Annotated in this window: 17 protein-coding genes; 4 read left to right on the top strand and 13 right to left on the bottom strand. The window is 60.0% G+C overall.

From position 1 onward, the window contains the following. Positions 1-5: 5 nt before the first annotated feature. Both CPY51_RS21350 and cysG read right to left on the bottom strand, forming a co-directional pair. On the bottom strand, positions 6-320 hold the full coding sequence (locus CPY51_RS21350; RefSeq protein ID WP_111162230.1) for a DUF2849 domain-containing protein: 315 nt from the start codon (positions 318-320) through the stop codon (positions 6-8). A 1-nt stretch (position 321) separates the two neighbouring features. After that, complete coding sequence (cysG, locus tag CPY51_RS21345) at positions 322-1758, bottom strand: siroheme synthase CysG (protein WP_111162229.1); 1437 nt, start codon at positions 1756-1758, stop codon at positions 322-324. Between the two features lie 248 nt (positions 1759-2006). Between cysG and CPY51_RS21340 the strand changes: the two genes are divergently transcribed. Then, entirely contained in the window at positions 2007-2594 is a 588-nt protein-coding gene (locus CPY51_RS21340) for a deaminase (RefSeq protein WP_111162228.1), read from the top strand. 30 nt (positions 2595-2624) lie between these two features. Continuing rightward, positions 2625-3458 carry a nucleoside triphosphate pyrophosphohydrolase gene (gene mazG / locus CPY51_RS21335; RefSeq protein ID WP_111162227.1) on the top strand — a complete coding sequence of 278 codons (834 nt, stop codon included), beginning with the start codon at positions 2625-2627 and terminating at the stop codon, positions 3456-3458. A 13-nt stretch (positions 3459-3471) separates the two neighbouring features. Here the strand turns inward: mazG and hflX are convergent, their stop codons facing one another. The 8 genes from hflX to dusB all read right to left on the bottom strand — a co-directional run bounded on the left by hflX (position 3472) and on the right by dusB (position 13695). Next, the gene (gene hflX / locus CPY51_RS21330) at positions 3472-4806 is read right to left on the bottom strand and encodes a GTPase HflX (protein ID WP_195909590.1); all 1335 of its coding nucleotides are present in this window, start codon (positions 4804-4806) and stop codon (positions 3472-3474) included. An 88-nt stretch (positions 4807-4894) separates the two neighbouring features. Beyond that, positions 4895-5137, bottom strand: a complete 243-nt coding sequence (gene hfq, locus CPY51_RS21325) for an RNA chaperone Hfq (protein WP_003539403.1) — start codon at positions 5135-5137, stop codon at positions 4895-4897. 107 nt (positions 5138-5244) lie between these two features. After that, positions 5245-6108 carry a D-amino-acid transaminase gene (locus CPY51_RS21320; protein ID WP_111162226.1) on the bottom strand — a complete coding sequence of 288 codons (864 nt, stop codon included), beginning with the start codon at positions 6106-6108 and terminating at the stop codon, positions 5245-5247. A 34-nt stretch (positions 6109-6142) separates the two neighbouring features. Further along, the gene (gene ntrX, locus CPY51_RS21315) at positions 6143-7507 is read right to left on the bottom strand and encodes a nitrogen assimilation response regulator NtrX (protein ID WP_111162225.1); all 1365 of its coding nucleotides are present in this window, start codon (positions 7505-7507) and stop codon (positions 6143-6145) included. Further along, positions 7497-9770, bottom strand: a complete 2274-nt coding sequence (locus CPY51_RS21310; protein ID WP_111162224.1) for a sensor histidine kinase NtrY-like — start codon at positions 9768-9770, stop codon at positions 7497-7499. The genes ntrX and CPY51_RS21310 overlap by 11 nt, the downstream gene beginning before the upstream one ends. Positions 9771-10067: 297 nt before the next feature. Next, positions 10068-11519: a nitrogen regulation protein NR(I) gene (gene ntrC, locus CPY51_RS21305; RefSeq protein WP_111162223.1), complete on the bottom strand. Its 1452-nt coding sequence runs from the start codon at positions 11517-11519 to the stop codon at positions 10068-10070. After that, on the bottom strand, positions 11516-12673 hold the full coding sequence (locus CPY51_RS21300) for a two-component system sensor histidine kinase NtrB (RefSeq protein ID WP_111162222.1): 1158 nt from the start codon (positions 12671-12673) through the stop codon (positions 11516-11518). The genes ntrC and CPY51_RS21300 overlap by 4 nt, the downstream gene beginning before the upstream one ends. Further along, entirely contained in the window at positions 12670-13695 is a 1026-nt protein-coding gene (dusB, locus tag CPY51_RS21295) for a tRNA dihydrouridine synthase DusB (RefSeq protein ID WP_195909589.1), read from the bottom strand. The genes CPY51_RS21300 and dusB overlap by 4 nt, the downstream gene beginning before the upstream one ends. A gap of 143 nt (positions 13696-13838) precedes the next feature. Here dusB and CPY51_RS21290 point away from each other — a divergent pair, with 143 nt between their 5' ends. Together CPY51_RS21290 and CPY51_RS21285 are read left to right on the top strand one after the other, a co-directional pair. Beyond that, on the top strand, positions 13839-15056 hold the full coding sequence (locus tag CPY51_RS21290) for a bifunctional 2-C-methyl-D-erythritol 4-phosphate cytidylyltransferase/2-C-methyl-D-erythritol 2,4-cyclodiphosphate synthase (RefSeq protein ID WP_111162221.1): 1218 nt from the start codon (positions 13839-13841) through the stop codon (positions 15054-15056). Next, on the top strand, positions 15053-15553 hold the full coding sequence (locus tag CPY51_RS21285) for a CinA family protein (protein WP_111162220.1): 501 nt from the start codon (positions 15053-15055) through the stop codon (positions 15551-15553). Before CPY51_RS21290 ends, CPY51_RS21285 begins: the two co-directional genes overlap by 4 nt. On the opposite strand, the gene CPY51_RS21280 is transcribed toward CPY51_RS21285, so the two are convergent. Genes CPY51_RS21280 through lipA form a run of 3 tightly spaced genes read right to left on the bottom strand, consistent with a single transcriptional unit; the run spans position 15544 to position 17577 of the window. Further along, complete coding sequence (locus CPY51_RS21280; protein ID WP_111162305.1) at positions 15544-15990, bottom strand: type II toxin-antitoxin system RatA family toxin; 447 nt, start codon at positions 15988-15990, stop codon at positions 15544-15546. The two genes, CPY51_RS21285 and CPY51_RS21280, sit on opposite strands and share 10 nt — an antisense overlap. A 9-nt stretch (positions 15991-15999) precedes the next feature. After that, on the bottom strand, positions 16000-16593 hold the full coding sequence (locus CPY51_RS21275; protein WP_195909588.1) for a P-loop NTPase family protein: 594 nt from the start codon (positions 16591-16593) through the stop codon (positions 16000-16002). A gap of 12 nt (positions 16594-16605) precedes the next feature. Next, positions 16606-17577 (bottom strand): lipoyl synthase, encoded by a 972-nt coding sequence (gene lipA, locus CPY51_RS21270; RefSeq protein ID WP_111162219.1) that lies wholly within the window; start codon positions 17575-17577, stop codon positions 16606-16608.

Below are 17577 nucleotides of genomic sequence, written 5' to 3'. Positions count from 1 at the left end.
CTTCCTCAGGCATCAATAAATTTTGGGTCGGCAACCGGGTAGCCCGGCGCGTATTCCATGGTCGGCCCTTCGGCGCGGATGCGTTCGCGAAGTCGCAACGGCCATAGAATTCCGTTGGTTTCATGTACTTCGATGACGTTGACGTCAACGACCTTGTTGTCGGCATAGGATTTCTTGCCAATCGCTTCGAGCGCGGCGACGGCCTCCTCGTGACGGGCAACCAGCGCTTCCTGAAGCGACGTGGCCCACTCCCCGTTGGCGTTCAGCCAGACGGAAATGCCGTCGGTCAGGCGGTTGGCGGTCAGAACCTTGTCTGCCATGTCAGCTCCTTGCAAGTTCTTGGGCCACGGTCACCTTGCGGACCAGCGGCTCGGAATGGTCGAAATTAGCGCCGGCAACCGCTTCGCCGATGATCACCATGACGGGACCTGTCAGTTCATCCCGGAATTCGAGATCGGGCAAATCCTTCAGCGTACCGTGCAGCAAGCGGCGTTCGCGACGGCTGGCATTCTCGATGACGGCAACTGTCGTCTCCGCCGGCAGTCCGGCCTCCATCAGACGCGCGGCAACAGAAGCGGCGACCGTGCGGCCCATGTAGACCGCGATGGTTGCACCGGAGATCGCAAGGCTCGCCCAGTCAGGCAGCACATCTCCCGTGAGATCATGGCCGGTGGTGAAGATTAGCGACGAGGCGACGCCGCGCAACGTCAATGGCAACTGGAAGTCGGCAGCGGCCGCGAAAGCAGAGGTTATTCCGGGTACGATCTCATATGAAACACCCGCGTTTCTGAGCGCCGCCATCTCCTCGCCTGCCCGGCCGTAGACAAGCGGATCGCCTGATTTCAAGCGGACAACGCGCTTTCCGGCGCGACCGAGTTCGACGAGGAGGTCGTTGATTTCCTCCTGAGATTTGGAGTGGCAGCCCTTGCGCTTGCCGACAGAAAAACGCTCGGCATCGCGGCGACCCATATCGACGATCTCTTGCGGAACGAGAGCGTCGTAGACGAGCGCGTCGGCTTCCATCATCACGCGCTGTGCGCGCAATGTAAGTAGGTCTTCTGCACCGGGACCAGCGCCGACCAGCCAAACATGGCCGTCGACCTTCTCCGGAGAATGTAGCAACGCGTCGGCGCTAAGCCGCGCTTGCGACAGATCGCCTGCACCGACCGCGTTGGCAACGGCGCCGGTGAAAAATCGCCGCCAGAACAGGCGACGCGCAACGCCGCGCGGAACGACATGCTCGACAGCATTGCGATAGCTCGTCGCGAGAGCAGCCAGCTTGCCGAGCGACGGCGCAAGCATCTGGTCGATCTGGGCACGAATTACCTGGGCAAGCACAGGGCCTGCCCCTTCCGTGCCGATGGCCACTGCAACCGGGGCGCGGTTGACCAACGCCGGCGTGAAGAAATCGCAGTGATCGGGCTGATCGACTGCATTGGCAGGTATCTTTTCGGCGCGCGCAGCGGCTGCGATCTCGCGATCCGCCGCCGGGTCGCCCGTCGCGGCAAAGACCAAGACGGCGCCCTTCACTTGTTCCGGCGCGAACGCCAGGCGAACGGTCGTGATATCGTTGTCCGCGAGAAATCTGGCGTAGTCGGGTTCGGGAGCGTCGGCATAGGCGACAATGCGGGCCTGGGTGTTCATCAACAGTCTGGTCTTGGCGAATGCTTCGTCGCCATTTCCGAAGACAGCCGCAATCCTGCCTTGCACGCGCATGAAAGCAGGAAACACCGAGAGCTGTTCAGTCCTGGAAGGCATTATCGATCCACTTCGAGATTGCCCGAATATGGCTGTTAGCGGCAAGAGATTGAAGAAACAGAAATTCCTGCGACAGGACCCCCACGTATTCTTTTACTCGACAGACCACGGAATTGAGCAAAAGCCACCCGTTGTCGCCGAACATGCCGACTCGTATTCATTGTGGCAAACAAAGTCCATGCGTCATTTCCGCTTTCCGCATGAGCGTAGATGCGGGTAAAGTCGCGGAAATTTCAGGAGTAAGCCGCTTGTCTTCCAGCACCATCGCAACCCGTCTTCTCGATGTTATCGAGCACAGCATTCTGCCGCTGACGGCAAAAGGCGTTTCGGCGGGAAACAAAATCTTCGGCGCGGCGATCCTGCGGAAGTCGGATTTGTCGCTTGTGGTCGCAGAGACAAACAACGAACTCGAAAATCCGCTGTGGCATGGCGAAGTCCACACGCTGAAGCGGTTCTACGAGATGGGCGAGAAGCCGGCGACGAAGGACCTGATCTTCCTGTCCACCCACGAGCCCTGCACGATGTGCATGTCGGCGATAACCTGGGCCGGGTTCGACAATTTCTATTACTTTTTCAGCCACGAAGATTCACGGGACAGCTTCGCCATTCCGCACGACCTTAAAATTCTGAAGGAAGTATTTGGGTTGGAACCGGGCGGCTACCGCAAGCAGAACGCGTTCTGGAACAGCTTTGCCATTGCCGATCTGGTAGAAATAGAGGCGGATCCAGTCAAAGCAGATCTCAAGGTACAGACGGCCCGTATCAAGGCGATCTACGACACACTTTCCGACAGTTACCAGGCGTCGAAGGGCGAGAATGCCATTCCGCTTAATTGACCCAGAGATAGATGACCGAAAGAGGCTCTGATGAAAGCATCGAGGGATATTTGCGGCCTGATCGAGATCATGGCTGCTCTTCGAGACCCTGAAAGCGGCTGCCCCTGGGACATTGTCCAGACGTTCGAGAGCATAAAGCCCTACACGATCGAGGAAGCCTACGAGGTCTCCGACGCGATCGAACGAAAGGACATGGACGATCTCTGCGAGGAACTCGGCGATCTTTTACTGCAGGTGGTTTTCCACGCGCGGATGGCCGAGGAGGCCGGCGAATTTGCTTTTGGCGACGTGGTCGAGGCGATTACGCGAAAAATGATCCGTCGGCATCCGCACGTCTTTGCCGTCTCCGACGCCTCGACGCCTGGTGCCGTCAAGAAGCAATGGGATGTGATCAAGGGCGAAGAAAAACGGGAGCGTGCCGAGCGACGTGCCCGTCGCGGCATCACCAAGGAATCCAATGCCGGTTTCCTCGATTCGGTCCAGCGGAGCTTCCCCGCACTTACCGAGGCGCTCAAATTGCAGGAGCGCGCCGCGAAGGTCGGCTTCGACTGGTCGGCGCCAGAACCGATCCTTGACAAGATCGAGGAGGAGATTGACGAACTCCGGGTGGCGCTGAACGAAGGCGACCAAGCCAAAGTCAGCGACGAGCTTGGGGACCTCATCTTCGCGGTCGTCAACATCGGCCGGCATGTCAACGCCGATCCGGAGCAGGCGCTGCGCGGAACCAATACGAAATTTCGACGCCGATTCAGGCACATAGAGCGTACACTTGAGTCGGAAGGTGAAACGCTGGAAGATGCTGCGCTCGAGCGGATGGAGGAAATCTGGCAGGCGGCAAAAGCGATCGAACGACAGCTGGTTTAAGCTGTCGTGACGCTTACTCCCATTCCTCGCCTTGAGGCTTGGGGCCGTTGCCCATACGCCGCTCCAGCTCAGCCGCTTCGGTCTCGGACAGGCGCACATCCAGCGACACCGTTCCGTCCTCGTTGTCTTCGCGGGCATCGACGATGGCGTGGCCGTATAGCCATGGCAGCAGCGCCAGCTTGTCGAGGGGAAGCGTGATCGTCGCCTCGGTCATCACGCCCGAAAGCCGTCCGCTGATCTCATCCATCAGCCGGTCGACGCCCTCTCCGTTCACAGCCGAAACCGCGATGATGTTCTTCGCGGTGGCCACTTTCTGGATCATGGCATCATGTGCCTCAGGCTCCAGCCTGTCGATCTTGTTCCAGACTTCGATTATGCGGTCGGCACCTTCGGCATCGCCAATGCCGAGATCGCTCAGGATGCGCATGACATCGGAACTCTGCGCAGCATTGTCGTCGTCAGACATGTCGCGGACATGCAGAATGAGATCTGCTTCCAACACCTCTTCCAGCGTCGCGCGGAACGCGGCGACAAGATGCGTCGGCAGATCCGAAATGAAGCCGACAGTGTCAGACAGGATGACGGTCCGGCCCTGGGGCAGTTTCATGCGGCGAAGCGTCGGGTCCAGAGTCGCGAAAAGCATGTCTTCGGCCAGCACGCCGGCGCCGGTAATACGGTTGAAGAGCGTAGATTTGCCGGCATTCGTATAACCGACGAGCGCGACGATCGGATGCGGCACCTTGCGGCGCTTGGCACGATGTAGCTGGCGGGTGCGAACCACCTGCTCGAGTTCGCGCTCCAGCTTGATGATACGGTCCTGCAATTGCCGACGGTCGGCTTCGATCTGAGTTTCGCCCGGACCACCCATAAAGCCCGCACCGCCGCGCTGGCGTTCAAGGTGGGTCCAGCTGCGAACCAGACGGCCCTTCTGGTAATTGAGATGCGCCAGATCGACCTGCAGCGTGCCTTCCTTGGTGGAGGCGCGGCGGCCGAAGATCTCGAGGATGAGACCGGTCCGGTCGATAACCTTGGCGTTCCATTCCTTCTCGAGATTGCGCTGCTGGACCGGCGTCAAAGGATGGTCGACGATGACGAGGCCGGCGTTGAACTCGTCGAGAAGCGCACCGATCTCCTCGATCTTGCCGCTGCCGAGCAGCGTGCCCGGGCGCGGATCGTTGATAGGGACGATCGCGCCGTGGACAACTTCGAGATCGATGGCGTGCGCCAGCCCCTTCGCCTCTTCGAGACGGCTCTCCGACGAGCGCGTCGTCGTGATCGCGGTGTCAGACTTGGCAGCCTTGTTGGCGCGGACCTGCTTGAGCACAGGAACGATGACAACAGCCTTCATGTCATCCCGGTGCCTTACAGCTTCCGGGACGAGGGATTCACTTTTCGTATCGCGTGTCGTGATGACGGCAATCCTATCTAGGATAAGTTCAGGATGCGGCTTCCTCACTCTCGAACATCTGCATCGGCTGGCCTGGCATGATGGTTGAAATCGCATGCTTGTAAACAAGTTGCGAATGACCGTCGCGACGCAGCAGGACGCAGAAGTTGTCGAAGGACGTAACGACGCCCGTGAGTTTTACACCGTTAATCAGGAATATAGTGAGTGAAATCTTTTGTTTGCGAACAGTATTTAGAAATAAGTCCTGCAAATTCTGAGAACGTTCCGCCATCGCGCCGCTTCTTTCTTAATTGCCGGCCCATAGACCGGTGGAATACAAACATAGACCTCGTGTCCGGATAGGAGAGGCCCTCAACTCTCCTCCAGCAAATCTTGGTATCAAATCGCAGTCTTTTCCGCAATGTCGAAAAAGGCTTCCCGAATTTTCTGCGACAGGCTTCCCGGATGACCATTGGCAATCGCCTGCCCATCGATGGAAACGATGGGAAAACAAATGCTTGTGGCGGCGGTGATGAAAACTTCGCGGGAAGCCATCATTTCCTCGATGGAGAAAAAACGTTCTTCAACCGGGAGCCCGAGCTTGGCCGCAACATCGATCAAAGTGGTGCGGGTGATGCCGCGCAGGATGCCGTGCTCGGCGGGTCTTGTGACCAGCTTGCCGTCGGCATCGACGATCCAGACGTTGGTCGCAGCGCCTTCCTTCACCATGCCGTTGTGGTCGATGTATATCGCTTCCTGGGCGCCTGCCTCCTTGGCCTGCTGGCGCGCCATCGCATTGGGCAAAAGGCCGACCGATTTGATATCGACACGATCCCAGCGATTGTCGCGGACGGTGATCGCCTTGATGCCATCAGCATTCTTCCTGGCGATAGCAGCTTGATCCGTACTCTTGGCGGTGACGACGATCGACGACGGCGTACCGTCGGTCGGGAAGACGTGGTCGCGGCGCGCGACACCGCGGGTGACCTGCAGGTAGAACATGCCGTTGCGAACATGATTGCGACGTAGGGTCTCGCGGATGACGTGGATCAGTGAAGCACGGGCCATCGGCCAGGCGATCCTGAGTTCCCCGAGCGAACGATCGAGGCGGTTCAGGTGGCGAGTCAGATCGACGATCAGCCCGTGGCGAACCTCGCAGACTTCGTAGACGCCGTCGGCAAACTGGTAGCCGCGGTCTTCGACATGAACCATCGCATAGGCGTGCGGCAGGTAGCGTCCATTCACATAGGCTATTCGAGGCATATCGGACCTTGCTGGAGAGAATCGATGAACGATATCATACGCCCAGCGACTTCAGCTTGCGATGCAGTGCCGAGCGTTCCATGCCGACAAACTCCGCGGTGCGCGAGATATTGCCGCCGAAACGATTGATCTGCGCGATCAGATAGTCGCGCTCGAACATTTCGCGGGCTTCGCGCAAGGGCAGCGTCATGATGTGATAATCGTTCTGCGCCGAGACCTTGGGCAGCATGTCGCCGAGATCGGTCGGCAGCATTTCCGCGGTGATCGGCGTATCCGGCCCGTCGGTGCGCGCGAGAATCATAAGCCGCTCGATGTTGTTGCGGAGCTGGCGGATGTTGCCGGGCCAATCATGCGCCTGCAGCACAGCCATCGCGTCATCGCCGATACGACGCGGACGAATGCCGGCCTGCTCCGAAATCTGACGCATCAGCTGGTCGACCAGGAACGGAATATCCTCGCGACGCTCGGCAAGCGCCGGTACACGAACGGGTACGACTGCGAGACGATGGTATAGATCCTCGCGGAATAGATTCTCGGCGATACGGCTTTCGAGATTATAGGCCGTGGACGAGATGATGCGGACGTCGACCTTCACCCGTTTGGAGCCGCCTACCCGTTCGAACTGCTGATCGACGAGGACACGCAGGATCTTGTTCTGGGTCTCCCGTGGCATCTCGCCGACCTCGTCGAGATAAAGCATGCCGCGATGGGCTTCTTCCAGCGCGCCGACCTTGCGGGATTGGCCTGGGGAGCCTTCCGTTCCGAAGAGGGCGACTTCCATGCGGTCCGGCGTGATGTTTGCCGCATTCAATGCGACGAAGGGGCCGTTGGCGCGGCTCGATTTCTTGTGCATCATGCGCGCAACGAGTTCCTTGCCGGAACCGGACGGTCCGAAGATCATGACGCGGCTGTTGGTCGGGGAAACCTTGTCGATGGTTTGCCGCAGCTGCGATACGGCGATCGACGTACCGATCAGCTCGATGGTATCGCCCGTCCGGCGCTTCAGATCGACGAGTTCTTTCTTGAGCTTTGAATTCTCAAGGGCCCGCTCGGCGATGAGGATCAGGCGGTCGGCCTTGAAGGGCTTCTCGATGAAGTCAAAGGCACCGCGCTTGATAGCGGAAACTGCCGTCTCAACATTGCCGTGGCCGGAGATCATGACGACGGGCAGATCCGGATGGCGGGCCTTGATCTCATCCAGCAGTGCCAGGCCGTCAAGTTTGCTGCCCTGCATCCAGATGTCGAGAAAGACCAGCCTCGGGGCGCGATCCGAGATCGCGGCCAGCGCACTGTCGCTGTCATAAGCGGTTCGGGTTTCGTGCCCCTCGTCGGACAGAATTCCCGAGACGATCTCGCGAATGTCCTCCTCGTCGTCCACCACGAGAATATCAGAGGCCATAAACTGTTTCCTTATCGCTTGCTGTCTGGAGGGTGGCGGCCAGTTCACGGCGCGGCAAATGCACGCGGATCATGGCTCCCCTGCCCTGGTCAAAATCGGCGGGAGCATCATGCAACTCGAGTTGCCCGCCATGGTCTTCGATGATCTTCTTGACAATCGCCAGCCCGAGCCCGGTGCCCTTTTCACGCATGGTCATATAGGGCTCGAGGATGCTGTGGCGGTTCTCGACCGGCAGGCCGCGACCGTTGTCGATAACGTCGACGGTGAACCGATCTCGCTCAGTGTCGAGCGAAGCCCGAATAAGAATTTTCGGCTCTTCGCGGCTCTCGCTGGTCGGAACAGCCTCGATCGCCTCGACCGCATTCTTGATCAGGTTGCCAAAGGCCTGCCCCAGCATGCGCTGGTCGAACATTCCGACAAGCGCATCACCACCGAGTTCGCGCTGGAACTTGACGTGATTGTTGCCCATTTCGCGCAGGAACAAGGCATCCCGCAGGATATTGCGCAGGTCGGTCGGTTCCATCGTTGGTTTCGGCATCCGGGCGAAGGAGGAGAATTCGTCGACCATGCGGCCGATGTCGCCCACCTGGCGGATGATGGTATCCGTGCACTGGTCGAAGACGGCACGATCGTTCTCGTCGATCTGCTTGCCGTAACGACGGCGGATTCGCTCCGCAGATAGCTGGATCGGCGTCAGCGGGTTCTTGATCTCGTGAGCGATGCGCCGGGCGACATCGGCCCATGCGGTGGAGCGCTGGGCTATTACAAGATCGGTAATGTCATCAAGCGTGATGACATAGGATTCCTTCATGTCGCGGGCTTCTTCCCGGGTGACCTGAACGCTGAGCGTACGTACGGTGCCGCCGCGCACCAGGCTGATCTGCTTGCGGAAATCGTTGCGATGACGAGCGGCCGCTTCGGTGACGACCTGATCGACTTCCGGCGCGATGTCGACGAGGTTGCGACCAAGGAGCTCGCTGCTTGCCAGACTGAGCAAGACTTCGGCCGACGTGTTGACGATGGTAATGCGCCGGTCGTGCTCGACGCCGATGACAGCTGCGGTCACGCCCGACAGCACGGCCTCGATGAAGCGGCGGCGATCGTCCACTTCGTCCTTGGCTTCGAGGATTTCATCGCGCTGGGTTCGTATCTCCGAGATCATCTTGTTGAACGTGCGCGACAGGCTGCCGACATCGCCATCGGCGGCACGTACCGGCACGAGAACGTTCATGTTGCCAGTGGCGACGTTGTCGGCGGCGCTGATCAGCAGGCGGATCGGACGAACGATCCGATCGGCGACCGCGATCGCGGTCCAGATCGCGGCAAGAAGCACGATGAGAGCAAAGCCGATGTAGAGTACCGCGAAAGCGATCTGCAGGGACATGCGTCCCCCTTCCATCGCCTTGTATTCCGCCGTGTTCTCCTCGACCATCCGCATGGCGCTCATAACCCGCGGGTCGACCGCCCTTACGGTGTAGAGAAAGGCTCCAGGAATATCGTCAAGCTTGATGATTGCACCGACAAGGTTGGTAACGCCTGGTGGAATGAGCGTCGGCTGGCCACCGGCAGAGGCTTCCAGCGCGTCCTTGGGGATAGCGGGCAACGGCTTCTCGGTCTTGATATTCGCCTGCAGGATCGCAGTGCCATCACGCCGGACGAGGAACGCGCCAAGCAAGCCGCGCCCGCGGGCCTGCCGCGTCATCAGATCGGCAAAGCCGGTTTGATCGAGGCTATAGAGCGCGCGATTCCGCTCCAGGTCGTTGCCCATGGAAACCGTCTGACCCTGAAGATAGCTGGCATTTTCCATCAGATAGGCTTGCGCCACGTTCTGGGACGAACTGATGATCTGCTGCGTGCGCAGCGCAAACCAGCGGTCGAGACCGACGTTCAACGTCAGGCTGGCGAATATGGCAACCAGAATCGCCGGCGTGATTGCCACAATCGAGAACAGCACGACAATGCGGATATGAAGACGGGCCGCTGCGCGCCCACGACTGCGCGCCTTTTGCAGGCGAACGACCTCGCGGGCGATCAAGGCGATCATGGCCAGAACGAAGATCGAGTTGACCACCGCAGATGCGAGGACGACATTTGAATTGGGTGGGATCGGCGTCAGGCCAAGCAGAATGAACAGGGTCGCCGTGGCGCAAAGAAGTGCAACACCGGCCAATGCCAGGCCCGGAAGGGCGAAGGAGGCGCGGCGGTCCGTCACTTTGACGATCGCCTCGTTGCTCGCCGCCGGCGAGGCTGCTTCCTGCTGCATTCCACTCGTCTCCTGGCATGGGCGCCCGAGAGCGCCTAGCCTGATTTGATCAGTCCGATCTAGCTGTAGCGTCGGCAATCGTAGAGGCCTGGATGATCGTGGTCGACCGCGACACTCGCCGCCGCCTGTAAACCGAATTCCGCCATCGTGCAGCCTACTGCAGAAAGCTGAAAACCCTGATCGTCCGCTCCAACAAAGGGAGCTTTCCCCAGCAATCGCTCACGCGAAATCGCGAACCGGCTGCGTGACCTTTAAGCAACGCATTGTGGCGAAAATGCAACGCTTGGGGTCACGTTGTCAAGCGGTGCGGGAGCTTCGATAGACGGAAACACCGAGTTCTCGGATCTTCTTGCGTAGCGTATTGCGGTTTAGCCCGAGCAAATCCGCTGCTTTGATCTGGTTTCCACGCGTAGCAGTCAGCGCCGCCAGGATAAGCGGGTATTCAAGCTCGGTCAAAACACGATCGTAGAGCCCCGCCGGAGGTAAGGCGTCACCAAAGCTTGCGAAATAGGCGCGCATGTTTTCCTCAACCGCCTGCGCGATCGTCATGCTGCCGTTACGCGCGGGGCCTTTGTCGATCGGGCTATCGGGGACGTCGGCACGCAACTCCGCGTCGATGATCTCGCGACTGATTACATCCTGTGGATAAAGTGCCATCAGGCGGCGAATAAGGTTCTCAAGCTCGCGCACATTGCCCGGCCAAGGATAGGCCTTCATCAATTCGAGCGCTTCCTGATCGAACCGCTTCGAGCCGAGTCCCTCTTTTTCCGCCTGCTGGATGAAGTGGCGAACAAGATCCGGAATATCCTCGGCGCGATCCCGCAGCGGCGGCAGACGCAGCGGGACGACGTTCAGGCGATAATAAAGATCCTCGCGGAACAGGCCCTGATTGATCGCCTGCTTCAGGTCCTTGTTCGTCGCGGCGACGATGCGCACGTCGGTGCGGATCGGAGTCCGTCCGCCGACGGTGGTGTATTCGCCCTGCTGCAGTACGCGCAACAGCCGCGTCTGCGCATCCATCGGCATATCGCCGATTTCGTCGAGAAACAGCGTGCCACCTTCGGCCTGCTCGAAGCGACCGGTGGAGCGCGTCTGAGCACCGGTGAAAGCCCCCTTCTCGTGACCGAACAATTCCGATTCGATCAGGTCACGCGGGATGGCCGCCATGTTGATGGCGACGAACGGTCCGTTGCGGCGCTTGCCGTAATCATGCAGCGCGCGCGCCACCAACTCCTTGCCGGTGCCGGATTCGCCGGTGATCATCAGCGTGAGGTCGGTCTGCATCAGTCGGGCGAGCACGCGGTAGATTTCCTGCATTGCGGCGGACCTGCCTACAAGCGGCATGCCGTCCTGCATGTCATCCTCGATCTTCACCGGCTTGCGCTTCGGCTCGGAAAGCGCACGGCCGATGATCGCGATCAGTTCCGTCAGATCGAAGGGCTTCGGCAGGTAGTCATAGGCCCCCTTCTCCGAGGCCTTGATCGCCGTCATGAAGGTATTCTGCGCGCTCATGACCAACACGGGCAAATCCGGCCGCGCCTTCTTGATGCGGGGGAGCAGATCGAAAGCATTCTCGTCCGGCATCACGACATCGGTGACCACGAGATCGCCTTCACCGGCCGATATCCAGCGCCACAGCGTCGCTGCATTGGAAGTGATGCGGACATCGTAACCGGCCCGGCTCAAGGCCTGATTGAGCACGGTGCGAATGGCAGCATCGTCGTCGGCGACAAGGATCGTGGCAGTCATCGATTAAGTCCTGTAAAGTTCGCGGGATTGGCGTCTTCGAGGGTGATGTCTTTGGAGGCTGGCATTAGGACGCGGAACGTCGTCTTGTGGTTCTGGCTGTCGCATTCGACAATACCGCCATGATCGCCGATGATCTTGGCGACCAGGGCGAGACCGAGGCCGGTGCCGTTCATCTTGGTGGTGACAAACGGATCGAACAGGTGCGGCACGAGATCGGCAGGCACGCCAGGGCCGTTGTCGATTACGCAGAATTCCAGGGGCAGCGAGATTTTCTCGCGCGAACCGGCGACTGACAAACGGATGCCGGGGCGGTACGCCGTCGTCAGCATGATCTCGCCTTCCGGCTTGTCGCCAACCGCTTCGGCGGCATTCTTCACGAGGTTCAGGAATATCTGCACGAGCTGATCGCGATTGGCGTAGACGGCCGGCAGCGACGGGTCGTAGAGTTCGGTTATCCTGATATTGCGGGCGAAACCGGCTTTGGCGACCGCCTTCACATGATCCAGGACAGAATGGATATTGACTGGCACTCGGTCGACCGGCCGCTCGTCCGAAAAAACTTCCATGCGGTCGACCAACGAGACGATGCGATCGGTTTCGTCGCAGATGAGCCGCGTCAGCGCCCTGTCTTCGTCCTCCACTGACTGCTCAAGAAGCTGGGCTGCGCCGCGGATGCCGGATAGCGGATTCTTGATCTCGTGGGCAAGCATCGATGCAAGGCCGGTGACCGAGCGCGCGGCGGCGCGGTGGGTCAACTGCCGGTCGATCTTGTCCGCCATGGAGCGTTCCTGGAACACGATCACGACCGATCCCGGCTCGCTGATCACAGGTGCGACGTACAGGTCGACCAATTTGTCCTGGCCGAGCCGCGGCGAACTCAGGTCGACGCGATATTCGTTGACCGGTGCCCGACGCTCCCGAACCTGGTCTATCAGGGCCAGAAGCGGGCTTCCGAACGGGATGAAGGTCGAGATATTGTACCGCGCGAGATGCGATGCGCTCGCCCCGAAGAAGGCTTCCCCCTCCCAATTGGCGAAGGTCATCAAGCCTGCCTCGTTGACCATGACGACCGGGTTCTGAATGGCATTCAGAACCGCCATCGCCAGGGCGTTTCGCGTGTTTGCGGACGGCACGGAGTCGGTATCGGAACTCATGCTGCCTCCTGTGCGCGTGGCGCAAGATCGATATCGGAGCGCAGCGCGTCGCTCAGCAGCGAGGCTACCTCGTCGGGACTTCTTGATGTCATGACACGGGACTTTTCAGCGGCTGGTATCGCTGGGGCGTAACGATTGAGATACCAGCCCAGGTGCTTGCGAGCATGGCGGACGCCAACGTGCTCGCCGTAGAAATCGAGCATCGCGGCGTAGTGCTCTACGACGATGTCGGCAATCTCATTGTTGTCGGGCATGAGGTGACCAGCGATGAAGCCCGCATGCCAGGGTCGGCCTTGGCACCCCCGGCCCAGCATCACTGCGTCGGCACCGGAGCGGCGGAGAATTTCCTGAGCGTCCTCGACGGTGTCGACATCGCCATTGGCAACCAGCGGGATGGAGACTACGTCGCGCACCGCACGGATAGCATCCCAATCGGCCTTGCCCTCGTAGAATTGCATGCGGGTGCGGCCGTGGATCGTCACCATCTGAATACCGGCAGATTCGGCACGGCTGGCAATATCGGGCGCGTTGATCGAGTTCTCGTCCCAGCCGAGCCGCATCTTCAGCGTCACGGGAACATTGACGGCCTTGACCGTTGCCTCGATCAGGCTGAGCGCATGGTCGGGATCGCGCATCAGCGCCGAACCGGAATAGCCGCCGATGACCTTCTTCGCCGGGCAGCCCATGTTGATGTCGATAATATCGGCGCCGTTGTCGACTGCAATCTTTGCGGCATCCGCCATCCAGTGCGCTTCACGCCCGGCAAGCTGAACCATATGGGGTTTCAGACCAGCGCTCTTCAGGCGCGACCAGGACTCACCGGCATCGAGCACGAGTTCGCGACTGGCCACCATTTCGGTCACAACAAGGCCAGCGCCGTAGCGCAGGGCCAATTGGCGGAATGGCAAATCGGTAACACCGGACATCGGCGCGAGGATGACGCGATTTCGGATCGGGATCGTGCCGATGGAAAACGGTGCTGCTAGGTCGACCAAGGACAAATGATTATCTTTCAGGCACACTTTACGCTTGCACTATTTTTAGCCATAATTTCTGAGCTTGCCAAGGGGTTTCGGCGAAAGCCGATATTTTTTGGGCAAATGCTGGAAAATACCCATTCTAGGGGATAGACCCCTGCAATCGCAATGCCTGCCTCCTGGGGTTTATGACGCTAATGCATCCAAAGCAACCGATGTCGGTCGGAATAGTTATCGTGGCGGCTGGCCGAGGAGAACGCGCCGGATCGCCCGAGAGCGGACCGAAACAGTACCGCCTGATCGGCGGCAGGGCCGTTATCGCTCATACCCTTGAAAGATTCGTGACATGGCCGCAGGCATCGCGCATCGTCATCGTCATCCACGGTGACGACGAGGCGCTCTTGCGGGAGGCCATCGGGCAAGTCGACGATAGCAGGGTGACGACAGTCATCGGCGGGGCGACGCGACAGCAATCCGTGCTGGCGGGGCTTCGGGCACTTCGGGGGACCGAGATCACCCATGTTCTCATCCATGACGCGGTGCGCCCATTCTTCGATCACGACCTGCTCGACCGGGTCACCGCCGCGCTCGCCGACGGAGCACCTGCCGTCCTGCCGGCGACACCAGTTTCGGACACCCTGAAACGGGGCGATATCGACGGGCGCGTAACTGAAACCGTACCGCGCGCTGATCTCTATGCTGCGCAGACGCCGCAGTCCTTTGACCTCGACATTATCCTCTCCGCTCACGAGAGGGCCGAGCTGGAAGGCGCAACGAGCTTTACCGACGATGCTGCCATCGCCGAATGGGCCGGGATTCCCGTGACGCTGGTTGCGGGTACGCCTGATAATGTGAAACTGACATTGAAGAGGGACATCGCCATGGCGGATGAGCGACTTTCCGCGGGTTTGCTGCCAGACGTCAGGACGGGCAACGGCTATGATGTGCACCAGCTCGAACCCGGCGACGGCGTGACGCTGTGCGGCGTGTTCATTCCCCACGACCAGACGCTTAAAGGCCACTCAGATGCGGATGTGGCGCTACATGCGCTGACCGATGCGCTGCTTGCCACCTGCGGTGCCGGCGACATCGGCGATCACTTCCCCCCTTCCGATCCTCAATGGCGAGGCGCCCCTTCCCGCATTTTCATCGAACATGCGGCGAAGATCGTCCGCGAAAACGGCGGCACGATCATGAATGCCGACGTGACGCTCATTGCCGAAGCGCCGAAGATCGGCCCTCACCGCAATGCCATGCGCATGAAGCTGTCGGAATTTGTTGGCATCGACATGGAACGGTGCTCGGTGAAGGCGACGACGAATGAACAGATCGGCTTCGTTGGCCGCCGCGAGGGAATAGCGGCTATCGCGACGGCAACGGTCGTCTACCGGGGGACCAAGTCGTGAGTAATCTTCCACGAGGCGTTATCGACCTCGCGCAGCAGATCGTTTCCGAATTCGCTGCAAAAGGCCTGATGGTCGCCACTGCCGAATCGTGCACCGGTGGACTGATTGCCGGCGCGGTGACTGAAATTCCAGGGTCCTCGGCCGTCGTCGACCGCGGCTTCGTCACCTATACGAACGTGGCGAAAATGGAGATGCTCGGCGTCCAGGAAGAGACCCTTGCGACCTTCGGCGCGGTGTCGAGGGAGACGGCGCTGCAGATGGTGCATGGCGCCCTCTTCCGCTCACATGCTGATCTCGCCGTCGCGGTCACAGGGATCGCGGGTCCGGGCGGTGGGTCAGCCGGCAAGCCGGTAGGACTTGTCCACCTCGCCGCCAGATCACGCAGCGGCAATTATCTCCATCGCGAAATGCGCTACGGCGATGTCGGCCGCGACCAGGTGCGGCTGGCGACGGTTCTGACGGCGTTGGAAATGCTGCTCGAACTATCTCAAGCGTAGATCTTGCCGGCACGCGTCTCGAACGCCTCGGTGAACATCCTGAAGGCTCGGTCGAACATGGAACCCATCAGAGCGCCGAGGATACGGCTCTTGAACTCGTAGTCGATAAAGAAATCGATCGTGCAGCCACCGCTGCCGTTGGGGATGAAGCGCCAGCGATTGTCGAGATACTTGAACGGTCCATCGATGTATTTGACGTCGATTGCAAGCGCGGCCTTGTTCAGCAGCACCTGTGTCGTGAAAGTCTCGCGGATCGCCTTGTAACCGACCGTCATGTCGGCAACCAGCAGGACCTTGCCGTCGCGCTCCTTGCGGTTGCGCACGACGAGCCCGGTGCAGAGCGGCAAAAACTCCGGATATCGTTCGACATCGGCGACGAGGTCGAACATCTGTTCGGGAGAATGGGGGACGGAGCGATGCGTTTCGAACTGAGGCATGATCGGCAATTAAGCGGACGCGTCGAGAAGATCAAGAAGGGCACGTATGTCGCGACGTGTTTTCAGCTGGAAAACCGGGACATCGGGGCCATGTTGCTCGAGGCCGGCCACAACCTTCGGCGCTTCTTTCTGCTCGAAGTTCCAGACGTAACGCAGGAATTGCCAATCCAGCCGTTCGGGGCAGCCAGGAGCCATCGCCAGTCGCTCATGTCCATACCATTTGACCACGCGGCTGATGACGCCCCACATACAAACCATTCGCGGCATTCGGACCCAGATCACAACATCGGCGCGCGGTAGACGGAGATCGAAAGTCGATGGTCCGGTCCCGTCCATCAGCCATCGCTCTTCGGCGACCTTCGCGGCGATCAAGGCGCGTTCTTCCGTCTTCGGTCGATTGACCCAACCGGGCAGCCAGAAAAAATCGCGGTCCATCGACACGAACGGCAGGGCGAGACGTTTGCAGATTTGCAGCGACATCGTGGTCTTGCCGCCACCTGAGCACCCGATGACCAGAATTCGGTTGGCGCTCCTTATGAGACTAGCGGCATCGCCGACGTCGATTTCGGAATTCAATCCCGAATGTGCTGTCGCCCGCCGCATGTCGTGCTCCGCTCATTCCGCAGCCAGCAGCACCTTTTTCTCGCGAGCGGCGCGCAACCGGGCGAAGTCGTCGCCGGCGTGGTGGGATGAGCGGGTGAGCGGGCTGGACGCGACCATCAGGAAGCCCTTGGTGTAGGCGACGGTCTCGTAGGACTTGAACTCATCGGGAGTTACGAAGCTCATGACGGCGTGGTGTTTGCGGGTCGGCTGTAGGTACTGGCCGATGGTCAGGAAATCGACGTCGGCGGTGCGCAGGTCATCCATCAGCTGCAGCACTTCGTTGCGCTCCTCGCCGAGGCCGACCATGATGCCCGACTTGGTGAACATCGTCGGGTCGAGTTCCTTGACGCGCTGCAACAGACGAATGGAATGGAAGTAGCGCGCCCCTGGGCGAACCGTCAGGTAGTTGCCGGCAACGGTTTCCATGTTGTGGTTGAAAACGTCGGGTTTCGCGGCAACGACGCGCTCCAGCGCGCCCGGCTTCTTCAGGAAGTCAGGCGTCAGGATTTCGATCGTGGTCAGCGGCGAAGCCGCCCGGATCGCCCAGATCACCTTCTCGAAGTGCTCGGCGCCGCCGTCAGCGAGATCATCGCGGTCGACTGATGTGATGACAACGTGGCTGAGACCCATCTGCTTGACCGCCTTGGCGACATTTTCAGGCTCTTCCATGTCGAGCGCATTCGGGCGGCCGGTGGAGACGTTGCAGAAGGCGCAGGCGCGGGTACAGATCTCGCCCATGATCATGAAGGTCGCGTGCTTCTTGTCCCAGCACTCGCCGATATTGGGGCAGCCGGCCTCCTCGCAGACAGTGACGAGCTTGTGCTCCTTGACGATGGAGCGGGTCTCGGCATAGCCCTTCGAGGTCGGCGCTCTCACGCGAATCCAGTCCGGCTTGCGCAGAACTTCCGTGTCCGGCTTATGCGCCTTCTCCGGATGCCTAACCCGCCTGGCTTCGGGATTGATCGTGTCGAGAATCGTGACCAT

Source organism: Arminella tubonensis (assembly GCF_003240585.1).
GTDB lineage: Bacteria > Pseudomonadota > Alphaproteobacteria > Rhizobiales > Rhizobiaceae > Rhizobium > Rhizobium tubonense.
The sequence above is the reverse complement of the archived record's forward strand: the minus strand, read 5'-3'. Positions and strand labels throughout refer to the sequence as shown.